Raw genomic sequence first — 12,841 nt, 5'->3', positions numbered from 1 at the left:
ACACCCAGGGACATGGAAACGCGCGTACTGGCTCTAGACATGCCCTAGCCGATATGAAGGTCACACTTACCTGCATAGAAGAGCGGTCGGGCACCCGCGTTGCGTGTGACGCAGGATTCCGCACGCCGCGCGCGCAAAGAAAAAGCCTGTCGCGATTTGCGGCAGGCTCTTATTAGGACCTCAGAACATTAGAACTTGTAGGCGATGCCGACGCGAAGCTCGTTGGTCTTCAGATCAACATCGGCATTGACYGGATCTCCAAAGGACTCCGAGCCGAAGTCAGTATAGCGATATTCGCCTCGCAGCAGCAGATTGTCGGTCATGGCATAATCCAAGCCGACACCTATCGTCCATCCCGTGAACGTATCACTAAACGAAGGTCCGCCTTCACTACTTCTAATCTTGACATCGCCAAACGCAACGCCACCCGCAATATAAGGAAGAAAGCGGTCGACGGCATACCCTAGCCGAAGTCTTGCCGCCMCACTCCAATTGAGTTCTTCAGTTGCCTCGAAGCCCGATGGGAAACCAGGAGCGCCGAATATTTCGCCGCTGCCATCAACATTCGTATATACGATGTCCAGTTCGGCACCAATCACGATATTGTTGGACATCTGATAGTTGTAACCGCCGTAGACGCCTCCGAGGAACCCGTCAGGATCTGGGTCGACAAAGCCCGGTCCACCGATCTGGTCCATATGGCCATTACCCCAAGCATAGCCTGCCTGTAGGCCGAGATACCCGCCTGTCCARCTAAAAACCGGCGCTTCTTCTACGATGGCGTCGGCAGCAAATGCCGAAGATGCCAGCAGAGACAACGACAAACCAAGAAGCAGGTTCTTCATAGGTGATCTCCCATAACCTACCCTGTGGTAGCAGAGTGCCCTGAGATGTGCAGTTGTATATCTGCCACAGTAACCGAGATTCAGGTTGCCGTCAGCGTAGCTTAGCGCTTCTTTCGACAGTTCTGATCGTCGAAAACAATGTTGCAATGCCCCTAATATTAGGAATAACTTGACGAACATGCGGGCTCAACGAATAGGAAGGACAGCATCAGGGTCGAGACAGGCTGCGATCACCACAACGGTGCGCAAGCGCGTGACAGAGGACAAGGTTAGCGTTTGATCGCTTCGGCAAGCGCTTTGATGGATGCCCTGCCGGGGCTGCACTGCTGTGACGAGTTCGCTAAAGCGCGGTTATCGGCAAGCTGTATCGTTGTAGGACAGCAACGCTGGCATCCCCCTTGCAAGGCAGGATTGCCGGGTTGATCTCCGGCAGCTCGTCGGGCTTGAGGCAGTTGTTGGGGGCCTCGCCCGGCGAGTTCTCCAGAAATCAGTGGATATGCATCAAATGATGTATCCATGCACAAATGCTAATTTAGCCTCTTCTTTAGCCGACTCCCAACCCCGAGTCGGTTAGGCCCGGCGGTTCAACCCAACGCACCCCAACAGAGCGCGGAACTGTCGGGCCGCTGCGTCCAGGCCCTTCCGTTGCTCGGACGTCACAGCCAAATTCGTGAATCTTTGCGCCGCTGCGGCGGCCTGGATGGAAGCCGACGAAGCCTTAAGGGCTCGTTGCGCGGACTGGCCAGAAGTGCCGCGGGACTAAGGCTCGAGCTAGTGGATCGGTCAGGCGCGCTCTGGCCGCACCGTCTCTACCGACAGCGATCCCGCCGGAAGCGGCCGTAAAAGGTCGCTCTCGGGTTTCGACAGATCAAGCCACGCGGACCAGTTCTCGGGCTGGAGGACGACAACCTGCCGATTGTGATACGGCGCGACATCCGGCCCCGGATCGGTCGTCAGCATTGTGAAGGTAGGCGGCTTGTTGCCTGTCGCCTCTCGCCAGAGCCCGGCAATGGCCAAGAACGGGGCACTGTTCAGCGCGAAGCGATGCTTGGCTTTCGGATATTTGGTGCCCGTGAATTCAAAGAAGGCGGAGGCCGGCACAAGACAGCGTTTGCTGTCGGCGAACCGGCGGCCTTCCGACCGGAAGTTGAACATCGGTCCGCCTTTCGGCCCAGACGGGGGAAAGCCAAATGTCATCGACGCAAGTTCAATCTCGTCGCCGGCAACACGCATGATGGGCGCCGGATCGTTGATGCGAATGTCGTCTGCTTGGGGAAGATCGAGCTCAGTTTGATGGCTCGGGATCTTCAATGCCAGCGACTCCATCATCCGGCAATATTCGGCCCAGGCGATATGCTGCTCATAATCATTGCACATGGGAGGTCATCCGAATGGATCGTGCTCCACTAGGATACCAGCCTCAGCGGCGGCCTCAACGAAGGCTTTCGGGCGTGCCGTACTGCCCCGAGCCCCTGGAGGGCGCTGAGGCAAGCCTTACGGGCGGCCGTGTGCTTCTTTCCGGGTGAYGCCGGCCATCGATTGAGGAGAATATCGGCTGCCTGAGCAACGCGATCCACGKTATAGATCGTGTGGCCTGACTTGCCGAGCGCGACACGCACTGGCGTCTCGAAACGCTGATCCTGCACACAGCCTCCTCGCGCGACCGGACTCAAATTGACCGAAGGGGCATCTGTTCCTTTAGCGACAGCTAATGGGAACATTCATCATCGATTTCTGTTCCTTCCGACCAGGAGGAGGATCAGTCATGGCAGACGACAGGACCAAACGTGATTTCCGTGACCGCGACCGCGTGTCAGCCGACGAGGACTATGAAGTCCGCTATTTCGCCAAGCAGCACCGGATCAGCCCCGAGCGGGTGCTCGATCTGATTAAAGAGCATGGCAATAATCGAAAGACCCTGGAGCGCGAGGCAAGGAGGCTTCGAGGATGACGAGGCTTCCGAACTTGGCCCTCCCAAAGGGTTGACGGTGTACCGGGCGTTGCGGAGCTGGCGAAGGTCTCGGCCTTCAGCCATCTCCCCCAAAAACCCCAGAGCCGCGGCAACGTCGCGTAAGCCCGCTAGGGCATGACGGTGTCGGATTCAGCCCCGTTTTCGACAAGCCAATCGCCCATTACCACCAGAGTGTTGATTTGACTTGATGGCAACCGCCTCCYCGCCGGTCGAGGCGGTAGGTAAAATACCGTTTATTTGATTTCTCAGACAAAATGTGCTGCTTGTCGCGCCCATGAAAAAGCTCTGCCTGATGGTCCTGGCGTCGTTGACGCTGGTCTTGCCGGCCAAGGCGATGGACAATGYGTTGCGCGCCGGCCTGATGAAACTCGATCCGCGGACTCGCCTTGAGCAGCGCTGTGACGCCGAAGTGCTCGACCGGATCAGTCACGACGATCGCAACTACAAGGCCGACCGCGTCGTGGCCTACGCCTTCGCCACGCCGCAGATGAGCGCCGATGCCATCAAGAGTTCGGGCGCCGCCTTCCGCAGCAAGGGTCAATGGTATCGGCTGAAGTTCAAGTGCCTGACCGGGCCGGACCACATGCAGGTGCTGCAGTTCCGCTACAAGATCGGCGATGAAATCCCGGAATCCGACTGGGCCAAATATAATCTCTACGACTAGAGCAATTCCAGGGAAAGTGCGTAACCGTTTCCCCGCCCGGAATTGCGTCAAAACAAAGAGATAGAGCGGTTCGCCRTTTCCGTGAAACGGTGAAACGCTCTGGTTTTCGGCCTCGCCCACCAGTCGGCACCACCCGAAAATCCTTGAGAGCCTGCGCCGGCGCGTTGTTTTCCGACGATGTCCAAACCTGCGCCTTGACGCCGATGGACCGTGCCTTTAGGCCCGTCCGAGTAAAGGGCTACGCTCATTTCAGGCAAGGATTTCTAGTCGATGGAAATATTCACTGCCGCAGGCCTTTCAGCTCTCCTCCAGGTCGTCGCGATCGATCTTGCGCTAGCCGGCGACAACGCAATTGTGATCGGTCTCGCAGCGGCCGGCCTTCCCGCGGATCAGCGCAAGCGCGCCATCCTTGTCGGCATCGCGGCAGCCACTGTCCTGCGCATCATCTTTGCCCTGATCACGCAATGGCTGCTGAGCATCGGCCCCATGCTGCTCATCGCCGGCGGGCTACTGCTTCTGTGGGTGTGCTGGAAGATGTGGCGCGAACTGCGCGTCAGCCATGAGGATGAGCGCGACGCGACCGAGGCGCTGTCGAACGGCGACTACAACAAGGACGGCAAGATCGCCGGTGCGGCGCCGCGCAAGACCTTCTCCCAGGCCGCTTGGCAGATCRTCATCGCCGACGTCTCGATGTCGCTCGACAACGTGCTCGCGGTCGCCGGTGCGGCCATGAAGCATCCGACCGTGCTGATCATCGGGCTGGCCCTTTCGATCGCCCTGATGGGCTTTGCCGCATCCTTTGTCGCACGCCTCCTGCACAAGTATCGCTGGATCGCCTATATCGGCCTGCTGATCATCTTGTACGTGGCGATCAACATGCTGCTCGGAGGCGCCGTGCAGCAGTTTCCCGACCATTTTGCCTTCCTCACGCCATGGTTCGGACCGGATGGCCACTGAGGCTGGTTAAGGGGATAGGTGCCGAGCCACTCTTGTCCCGGCCGGCCGGCAGGTTTGCATCCGGGCCGAAGCGTGCTATTGCGCCGCGCAAAATGGCCTAGAGCCGCGCACGTAGATCGAAATCCAGAGCCTGAGGCTCGATCCTCGGTCTCGACCTCATCTCTTGGAAAACAAATCTATGTCCGCCTCACGCGTCAGTTTCGTCAGTCTTGGATGCCCGAAAGCGCTCGTCGATTCCGAGCGCATCATCACGCGGCTCCGCGCCGAAGGCTACGAGATCGCGCGCAAGCATGACGGCGCCGACCTCGTCGTCGTCAACACCTGCGGCTTCCTCGATTCCGCGCGCGATGAGTCGCTCAACGCCATCGGCTCCGCCCTTTCCGAAAACGGCCGCGTCATCGTCACCGGCTGCCTCGGCGCCGAGCCGCAGGTCATCCGCGAAAAGCACCCCAACGTGCTGGCGATCACCGGCCCGCAGGCTTATGAGAGCGTGATGGCGGCGGTRCATGAGGCGGCTCCGCCCAGCCACGATCCCTATGTCGACCTGTTGCCGCCGCAGGGCGTGAAGCTCACGCCGCGCCACTACGCCTATCTGAAGATTTCCGAGGGCTGCAACAACCGCTGCACCTTCTGCATCATCCCGGCATTGCGCGGCGATCTCGTCTCGCGCCCGGCCGCGGATGTGCTGCGCGAGGCCGAAAAACTCGCCAAGGCCGGCGTCAAGGAAATCCTCGTCATCTCGCAGGACACCAGCGCCTACGGCATCGACATCAAGYACCAGACGTCGACGTTCGGCGATCGCGAGGTGCGGGCGAAATTCCTCGACCTCGCCGAGGAGCTCGGCAAGCTCGGCATCTGGATACGCATGCATTATGTGTATCCCTACCCGCATGTCGCCGATGTCATTCCGCTGATGGCGGAAGGCAAGATCCTTCCCTATCTCGACATTCCCTTCCAGCACGCCTCACCGCAGGTGCTGAAGAATATGCGGCGCCCCGCGCATGGCGAAAAGACGCTGGACCGCATCCGCGGCTGGCGCGAGGTCTGCCCGGACCTCGCCATCCGTTCGACCTTCATCGTCGRCTTCCCCGGTGAGACGGAAGACGATTTCCAGATGCTGCTGGATTGGCYGGACGAAGCCAAGATCGATCGCGCCGGCTGTTTCAAATACGAGCCGGTCAAGGGCGCACGCTCCAACGACCTCGGGCTGGAACAGGTGCCGCAGGAGATCAAGGAAGCGCGCTGGCATCGTTTCATGCAGCGCCAGCAGAAGATCTCGGCCGCGYAGCTGGCCAAGAAAGTCGGCAAGCGTCTGCCGGTGCTGATCGACGAGGCGCATGGCACATCCGGCAAGGGCCGCACCAAATACGACGCGCCGGAGATCGACGGCTCGGTGCACATCCAGTCGCGGCGGCCGTTGCGCGCCGGCGACATCGTCACGGTCAAGATCGATCGCGCGGACGCTTATGATCTCCACGGTTCGGCGGTCTGATCCCCGCACGAGAGATGACATCTCCAATGAAAGGGCGCCCCGCGGCGCCCTTTTTCACTTTGTTGCTCTCTGCTTTTAGCAACGTCTCGTCAGAGTTTCACCGACTCGATCGCTGTCAGAGACCGGTCGATCACCTGGTCGAGAGTCTTGTCGAGGCGCGTGCCCGTTTCGACCGCCGACAGCTTTGCGGCAAAACCCAAATGATAGTCGACGAACCACTCGGGGCGCGRCTCCGGTTCCGGAAACGGTCCCCACCACGGAGGAAGCTTCGGGATCTTCGGTCGGGTTGGGCACCAGTCGTCGAGGTCGCTCAACAGCGCCTTCATATCGAGACCACCTCGCTCGGCCACCCATGCGCAGCGGATAAATTCCTCGGCGACCGCGGCACCCAGTTCATGCGGCGGAAGCGGCTGCGGATTGAGTGCGACACGAGCAAGCCCTCCCTGTGGTCCGCGCGGGATGACGTCGTAGATGGCAGGAAAGCGTTTCCCGATGATTGCCAAAAGTTTTTTATTCAATTGCATAAGACCCCCTTCTGCTGACGCTTGTCACGTCGGCTGATCTATCTAAGTTGCATGATCAGCATGGAAGTAAAGGTCGTCGGTGTATGTGAAAGCGATTACGCAAACTGCACAGATATTGCATCGGCCTCGCGAAAGGGTGTCGAATTCATAAAATATGAAGCGAAGTTGATTTTAAATACTCGACACGCAGGACCATTTAGCGCTCTTGGCTGGCTGGCAAAAAACAGGTCCAACGTGCAAAAGTCCCGCCAATCGCTCTCGCAAAACGAAAGAGGGCGCCGTCAGGCGCCCTCTCCGCTTCGAAACGTCGGCGCCGCTTACTGCGGCAGCTTGTCGTCGATGCCCTTGACGTAGAAATTCATGCCGAGCAGCGTGCCGTCGTCGGCGACCTCGCCGTCCTTCAGCCAGGGCGAGCCATCCTGCTTGGCGATCGGTCCGGTGAAGGGATTCCAGCCACCGGCGATCTTCTTCTCAGTGGCTTCCGCCATCGCCTTCACGTCGTCGGGCATGTTGGTGTAGGGCGCGAGCTTGACCGCGCCGTCCTTGATGCCCAGCCACACATTGTCCGGCTTCCAGGTGCCGTCGAGCGCCGCCTGCACGCGGCTGATGTAATACGGACCCCATTCGTCGGTCAGCGAGGTCAGCTGCGCGTTCGGCGCGAACTTGATCATGTCGGACGACTGACCGAAACCATGCAGCTTGCGCTCCTCGGCGACCTGCAGCGCGGCGGTCGAATCGGTGTGCTGCACGATGATGTCGGCGCCCTGGTCGAACAGCGCCTTGGCGGCGTCGGCTTCCTTGCCCGGGTCGAACCAGGAATTCACCCACACGATCTTGACCTTGAAGTCGGGATTGACCGACTGCGCGCCGAGGATGAAGGAATTGATGCCCATCACCACTTCCGGGATCGGGAAGGAGACGATGTAGCCGGCCAGGCCCTTCTTCGATTCCTTGGCCGCGATCTGGCCGAGCACGTAGCGGCCTTCATAGAAGCGCGCATTGTAGATGCCGAGATTGTCGCCGGTCTTGAAACCGGTGGCATGCTCGAACATCACCTTGGGAAACTTCTTGGCGACCTTCACTTCGGCATCCATGAAGCCGAAGGAGGTGCCGAAGATTATCTTGCAGTTCTCGCGCGCCAGGCGCTCGAAAGCGCGGTCCGCGTCCGGACCTTCCGACACGTTTTCGAGATAGGCGGTCTCGACCTTGTCGCCGAGCGCCTTCTCGACCTCGAGGCGGCCCTGGTCGTGCTGGTAGGAGTAGCCGAAGTCGCCGATCGGACCCGTATAGACCCAGCACGCCTTCAGCTTGTCGGCGGCCTCGGCGGTTGCCGCCAGCGATAGGGCCGCGGCCGTGGTCATCAACGCAATAAGCAGTTTTTTCATTGTGTTACCTCTCTGAGTTAAGCCTTGGAGCTTCCCGTCTTTTTGTTGTTGTCAACGATCCGGAACGAATGGCTGCCCCAACGAAGCCGGCGTGTTCATCATCGTCAGCCGCTTGTTGCGGGAGATTAGAACGAGAACCACGATGGTTGCCAGATAGGGCAGAGAAGAAAGAAATTGCGAAGGCACCGGAATGCCAAAAGCCTGTGCATGAAGCTGGCCGATCCACACCGCGCCGAAGATATAGGCGCCGGCCAGCACCCGCCACGGACGCCAGGACGCGAACACCACCAGCGCCAGCGCGATCCAGCCGCGGCCCGCGCTCATGTTCTCGACCCATTGCGGCGTATAGACCAGCGACAGGTGCCCGCCGGCGAGGCCAGCGCAGGCGCCGCCGAACATCACCGCGAGATAACGGTAGCGGATCACCTTGATGCCGAGCGCGTGCGCCGACGTATGGCTGTCGCCGATCGAGCGCAGCGTAAGCCCCGTGCGCGTCCTGAACAGGAACCACATCACTGCCGCGGTCAGCGCTATCGAGATGTAGAATACCGGATCCTGGCCGAAGATCAGCCTGCCGACGACCGGGATCGAGCTGATCCCGGGAATGTCGAGATTGGGCAATCTCACGCCCGGCTGGCCGACGAAGCTGGTGCCGATCATGCCGGACAGGCCGAGCCCGAGCAGCGTCAGCGAAAGGCCGGTCGCCACCTGGTTGGTCGCGAGCGACAGCGTCATGACGGCGAAAAGCAGCGAGAACAGCGCGCCGACGATGATTGCGGCAAGCAAGCCGATCCAGGGCGATCCGGTGAGGTAGCCGGCGCCGAAGCCGCCGACGGCGCCCATGATCATCATGCCCTCGACGCCGAGATTGAGCACGCCGGAGCGCTCGACCACCAACTCGCCGATCGCCGCGATCAGAAGTGGTGTCGCGGCGGTCGCGATGGTCAAAAGGATGTTGACGGTGATGTCCATCAGCGGGCCTCCTCGAGCTTCGGCGCTGCTTCGAGCTTTGCGCCGTTCGGCTTCATCAGCGCCATGCCGATCAGGCGAATGCGGTAGTGGATGAGTGTGTCGCAGCCGAGCACGAAGAACAGGAGCATGCCCTGGAAGACGCGCGCCACCTTATCCGAGATGCCGAGCGCGCTCTGCACCGCCTCGCCGCCGAGATAGGTCAGCGCCAGCACCAGGCCCGCGGCGACGATGCCCAGCGGATTGAGGCGACCAAGGAAGGCGACGATGATGGCGGTGAAGCCRTAGCCGGGCGAGATCACCGGCTGCAACTGGCCAATGGCGCCGGAGACTTCGGAGATGCCCGCCAGACCCGCCAGCGCCCCGGACAGAAGGAAGGTGAAGAAGACCATCCGGTTGAAGCCGAAGCCGGCAAAGCGCCCTGCCCTTGGGCTGGAGCCCAGCACGCGGACCTCGAAACCCTTGAGCATGCGGCTCATCATCAGCCAGATCGCTACCGCGGCCACCAAAGCGAAGACGAAGCCCCAATTGGYGCGGCCGGCATCCGGCATCAGCTCCGGCAGCACGGCCGAATCGCCGAACTGGATGGTCTGCGGGAAACCGTGACCCTGCGGATCGCGCCAAGGGCCGCGCACCAGCCAGTCGAGGAAGAGCTGCGCGACATAGACCAGCATCAGGCTGGTGAGGATCTCGTTGGTGCTGAAACGCGTCTTCAAAAGTGCTGGGATCGATGCGTAGAAGGCGCCGCCGACCATGCCGAGCAGGAGCATCAGCGGAATCACCAGCGGGCCTTCGAATTGCGGGAACAGCACCGGGATGATCGAGCCGAAGATCRCGCCGAAAATGAACTGGCCCTCGGCGCCGATGTTCCAGATGTTGGCCTTGTAGCAGACCGACAGGCCGACCGCGATCAGGATCAGCGGTGCTGCCTTGATCGCCAGCTCGTGCAACTGCCAGACCTGGCTGATCGGCTCGACGAAATAGATCTCGAACCCATTGAGCGGATTGACGCCGAGCAGCGCGAACATGATGGCGCCGGCAATGATCGTCAGCGCGAAGGCGATGAAGGGCGACAGCATCGAAAACAGCGCCGAGCGCTGCGGGCGTTTGACGAGTTCGATGCGCATCATGCCATCTCCATTCCGTGTTCGGCGTGGCCGGGCTCGGCACCGCCCATCAACAGGCCGATCTTCTCGAAAGTCGCCTCGGCGATCGGCAGCGGCGCCGACAGTTCTCCGTTGTGCATGACGGCGATGGCATCCGACAATTCGAACAACTCATCGAGGTCCTGGCTGATGACGAGGACGGCGGAACCGCTGCGGGCAAGCTCGATCAGCGCCTGGCGAATGTGGGCGGCAGCACCTGCGTCCACGCCCCAGGTCGGCTGGTTGACGATCATGACGCTCGGCTTGCGGTCGAGCTCGCGGCCGACGATGAATTTCTGCAGATTGCCGCCCGACAGCGCGGCGGCCTCCGGATCGGGCGCGCTCTTGCGTACGTCCATGGCTTTGATGATACGCTGGGCGGCGCTGTAGACCGCGCCGTTCTTGACCGTGCCGCCCGAACCGACGAAAGCCTTGCCGTCGGTGGCGTGGCGGGACAGAAGCAGGTTCTCCGAAAGCTTCATGCGCGGCGCCGCGCCATGGCCGAGTCGTTCCTCCGGCACGAAGGCGGCCCCCATCAGGCGGCGGCCGGTGATCGACAGGCCGCCGGCGTCCTTGCCGCGGATGCGCACGGAACCGGCATCCTGCTGCAGCACTTCGCCGGAGACGGATTCGAAGAACTCGCCCTGGCCGTTCCCGGCGACGCCGGCGATGCCGATCACTTCACCGGCACGCACGGTGAGGTTGATGTTCTTGAGCGGGATGGCGAAGGGCGTCGCCGGCTTGCGGCTGAGGCCGCGGATTTCCAGCAGCGCCGGCGCCGTGTCGATGCCTTCCGCGGGCGCACGCACCACCGCCTTCACCTCGCTGCCGACCATCATGCGAGCAAGCGACGCGGCCGTCTCCTCACGCGGATTGCAGTGGCCGACGACCTTACCGTGGCGAAGCACCGTGGCGCGGTCGCAGATGCGTTTGACCTCCTCCAGCCGGTGCGAGATGTAGAGGATCGATTTGCCTTCCGCGCGTAGCCGCTCCAGCGTTTCGAACAGCTTGTCGGCCTCCTGCGGCGTCAGCACCGAGGTCGGCTCGTCGAGAATGATGAGCTGCGGCGTCTGCAGGAGGCAGCGGATGATCTCGATGCGCTGGCGTTCGCCGACGGAGAGGTCTCCGACCAGGGAGTCCGGATCGAGCGGCAGGCCATAGCTGTAGGACAGCGCCCTCGCCTTCGCCGCGATGGTGCTGATCGGCGAACCGTCATTGAGCGAAAGCGCGATGTTCTCGGCCGCCGTCAGCGCCTCGAACAGCGAGAAATGCTGGAACACCATGCCGATGCCGAGCTTCTTGGCCACGCCCGGGCTGGTGATCCTGACCGGCTTGCCGTCCCAGAAAATCTCGCCCGAGTTCGGTTCGAGCGATCCGAACAGCATCTTGACCAGCGTCGACTTGCCGGCGCCGTTCTCGCCGAGCAACGCGTGGATTTCGCCTTTGGCGATGTTGAGATCGATGTGATCGCACGCCGTCAGCGTGCCAAAAATCTTGGTTAGGCCACGAACCTCGAGCAGATTCGCCCTGTCATGATTTGCACTCACAGTGCCTCCCATCCAGTTTCCCGGATATGTTCTGTGTTCCCGAAAGCATGGTATGCGCGGCCGGCTCCCATCGGAAAGCARCACCCAACTTGAAAGAGCTTCAAGAATTTCAGCGGAAACTCAAGGGCTAAGATAGACCTCTTGGGAACAACGGCAAATCCGCATCGCTTTTCAGGCAAGCCGTGCCTTCGGGCACGGCAAGCCGCTGAAAAACAAGGCAGCCGGCTAGGTAAGGTGCCAAGGGTGTGAGGCGGCGAAAGCTCTAGGGAATGAGGATAGTCGTTCCCGTCGTCTTGCGGGCTTCAAGATCAGCTTGCGCCTTTGCCGCGTCCTTCAAAGCATAGCGCTGATTGATCTTGATCCCGACGGCGCCGCTCTTGACGACGTCGAAAAGCGCCTCGGCCGACTTCACCAGATCTTCGCGCCTGGCATTGTAGACGAAGAGCGTCGGCCGGGTTACATAGAGCGAGCCCTTCTGCGCCAGGAGCGACATCGAGAAAGGCGCAATCGGCCCGGACGACTGGCCGAAGCTGACGAACATGCCGAGCGGCCGCAGGCAATCGAGCGATGCTGGAAAGGTGTCGGCGCCGACGGAATCGTAGACGACGTCGCACTTCTTYCCGCCGGTAAGTGCGGCGACGCCGGCGACGAAATCCTGCTCCTTGTAGTTGATGACGTGATCGAAGCCATGCGCCCGGGCAAGCTCGATCTTGTCGGCGGAGCTCGCCGTGCCGATCACGGTCGCGCCGAGATGCTTTGCCCATTGACCGAGGATGAGGCCGACGCCACCGGCCGCCGCGTGGTAAAGGATCGTGTCGCCGGCCTTCACCGGGAACGTCCGGCGCAGAAGGTATTCGGCCGTCATGCCCTTCAGCATCATCGCCRCCGCCTGCTCGTCGCTGATGCCGTCCGGCACTTTGACCACACGGTCGGCGGCGATCACCCGTTGCTCGGCATAAGCCCCGACATTGACGGCATAGGCGATGCGGTCGCCTGGCTTCAGCCAGTCGACGCCGGTGCCGAGCGCCAGCACGACGCCCGCCGCCTCGCCGCCCGGGATCAGCGGAAAACCGCCGGGTGGCGGGTAAAGCCCGGAGCGGTAGTAGACATCGATGAAGTTGAGGCCGATCGCCGTGTGCCGGATCAGGATCTGGCCTTCTCCCGGCTGGCCGGGATCGGCATTTTCATAAGCCAGGACTTCGGGGCCGCCATTGGCGTGGATGCGGATTGCCTTGGACATCGTTCAACTCTCTGAAGGGGACGTACACAATCTAGAAACATGATTCCGAAAGGGAGACGTTTTTCGGAAGATCATGCGCCGATAGACAGCTAGGGCCAGGA

Annotated in this window: 13 protein-coding genes; 4 read left to right on the top strand and 9 right to left on the bottom strand. The window is 61.2% G+C overall.

Features of this window, described 5'->3' with window-relative positions; genetic code table 11:
• Window positions 1–188: 188 nt before the first annotated feature.
• The 3 genes from LCM4576_RS01425 to LCM4576_RS34390 form a co-directional block, all read right to left on the bottom strand.
• A complete protein-coding gene (locus tag LCM4576_RS01425) occupies window positions 189–845 on the bottom strand; it encodes an outer membrane protein (protein WP_071029954.1) in 657 nt (218 codons plus the stop codon).
• A 783-nt stretch (window positions 846–1,628) separates the two neighbouring features.
• Window positions 1,629–2,222 (bottom strand): SOS response-associated peptidase, encoded by a 594-nt coding sequence (locus LCM4576_RS01420; protein WP_071029952.1) that lies wholly within the window; start codon window positions 2,220–2,222, stop codon window positions 1,629–1,631.
• Window positions 2,223–2,251: 29 nt separating this feature from the next.
• On the bottom strand, window positions 2,252–2,566 hold the full coding sequence (locus LCM4576_RS34390; RefSeq protein WP_244510561.1) for a DUF982 domain-containing protein: 315 nt from the start codon (window positions 2,564–2,566) through the stop codon (window positions 2,252–2,254).
• A gap of 44 nt (window positions 2,567–2,610) precedes the next feature.
• Between LCM4576_RS34390 and LCM4576_RS01415 the strand changes: the two genes are divergently transcribed.
• The 4 genes from LCM4576_RS01415 to rimO all read left to right on the top strand — a co-directional run bounded on the left by LCM4576_RS01415 (window position 2,611) and on the right by rimO (window position 5,930).
• The gene (locus LCM4576_RS01415; protein ID WP_041009290.1) at window positions 2,611–2,796 is read left to right on the top strand and encodes a DUF3606 domain-containing protein; all 186 of its coding nucleotides are present in this window, start codon (window positions 2,611–2,613) and stop codon (window positions 2,794–2,796) included.
• Window positions 2,797–3,091: 295 nt separating this feature from the next.
• Window positions 3,092–3,481 (top strand): DUF930 domain-containing protein, encoded by a 390-nt coding sequence (locus LCM4576_RS01410; protein ID WP_407067354.1) that lies wholly within the window; start codon window positions 3,092–3,094, stop codon window positions 3,479–3,481.
• Between the two features lie 270 nt (window positions 3,482–3,751).
• A complete protein-coding gene (locus LCM4576_RS01405) occupies window positions 3,752–4,438 on the top strand; it encodes a TerC family protein (RefSeq protein WP_071029948.1) in 687 nt (228 codons plus the stop codon).
• Between the two features lie 178 nt (window positions 4,439–4,616).
• Window positions 4,617–5,930, top strand: coding sequence for a 30S ribosomal protein S12 methylthiotransferase RimO (gene rimO, locus LCM4576_RS01400; protein ID WP_071029945.1), 1,314 nt, complete (start codon window positions 4,617–4,619; stop codon window positions 5,928–5,930).
• A gap of 89 nt (window positions 5,931–6,019) precedes the next feature.
• Here rimO and LCM4576_RS01395 read toward each other — a convergent pair whose 3' ends face one another.
• The 6 genes from LCM4576_RS01395 to LCM4576_RS01370 all read right to left on the bottom strand — a co-directional run bounded on the left by LCM4576_RS01395 (window position 6,020) and on the right by LCM4576_RS01370 (window position 12,740).
• Window positions 6,020–6,454 carry a hypothetical protein gene (locus LCM4576_RS01395; protein WP_071029943.1) on the bottom strand — a complete coding sequence of 145 codons (435 nt, stop codon included), beginning with the start codon at window positions 6,452–6,454 and terminating at the stop codon, window positions 6,020–6,022.
• Between the two features lie 317 nt (window positions 6,455–6,771).
• On the bottom strand, window positions 6,772–7,839 hold the full coding sequence (locus LCM4576_RS01390; RefSeq protein WP_040982865.1) for a BMP family ABC transporter substrate-binding protein: 1,068 nt from the start codon (window positions 7,837–7,839) through the stop codon (window positions 6,772–6,774).
• A gap of 51 nt (window positions 7,840–7,890) precedes the next feature.
• Window positions 7,891–8,811, bottom strand: coding sequence for an ABC transporter permease (locus LCM4576_RS01385; RefSeq protein ID WP_041009280.1), 921 nt, complete (start codon window positions 8,809–8,811; stop codon window positions 7,891–7,893).
• Complete coding sequence (locus LCM4576_RS01380) at window positions 8,811–9,938, bottom strand: ABC transporter permease (protein WP_071029941.1); 1,128 nt, start codon at window positions 9,936–9,938, stop codon at window positions 8,811–8,813. Before LCM4576_RS01380 ends, LCM4576_RS01385 begins: the two co-directional genes overlap by 1 nt.
• On the bottom strand, window positions 9,935–11,512 hold the full coding sequence (locus LCM4576_RS01375; protein ID WP_071029938.1) for an ABC transporter ATP-binding protein: 1,578 nt from the start codon (window positions 11,510–11,512) through the stop codon (window positions 9,935–9,937). The genes LCM4576_RS01380 and LCM4576_RS01375 overlap by 4 nt, the downstream gene beginning before the upstream one ends.
• 250 nt (window positions 11,513–11,762) lie before the next feature.
• Window positions 11,763–12,740 (bottom strand): quinone oxidoreductase, encoded by a 978-nt coding sequence (locus LCM4576_RS01370; protein WP_071029936.1) that lies wholly within the window; start codon window positions 12,738–12,740, stop codon window positions 11,763–11,765.
• Window positions 12,741–12,841: the final 101 nt, after the last annotated feature.

The organism is Mesorhizobium sp. LCM 4576 (assembly GCF_001854815.1).
GTDB classification, from domain to species: domain Bacteria; phylum Pseudomonadota; class Alphaproteobacteria; order Rhizobiales; family Rhizobiaceae; genus Mesorhizobium; species Mesorhizobium plurifarium.
Note: the sequence above shows the minus strand (reverse complement) of the source record. Positions and strands in the feature narration are given on the sequence as shown.

What these genes read in the sequence shown, in the direction of transcription:
- LCM4576_RS01420 (WP_071029952.1), bottom strand. Translation starts at nt 2,222, where the DNA reads ATGTGCAATGATTATGAGCAGCATATCGCCTGGGCCGAATATTGCCGG.
- LCM4576_RS01415 (WP_041009290.1), top strand. Translation starts at nt 2,611, where the DNA reads ATGGCAGACGACAGGACCAAACGTGATTTCCGTGACCGCGACCGCGTG.
- LCM4576_RS01390 (WP_040982865.1), bottom strand. Translation starts at nt 7,839, where the DNA reads ATGAAAAAACTGCTTATTGCGTTGATGACCACGGCCGCGGCCCTATCG.
- LCM4576_RS01385 (WP_041009280.1), bottom strand. Translation starts at nt 8,811, where the DNA reads ATGGACATCACCGTCAACATCCTTTTGACCATCGCGACCGCCGCGACA.
- LCM4576_RS01375 (WP_071029938.1), bottom strand. Translation starts at nt 11,512, where the DNA reads ATGGGAGGCACTGTGAGTGCAAATCATGACAGGGCGAATCTGCTCGAG.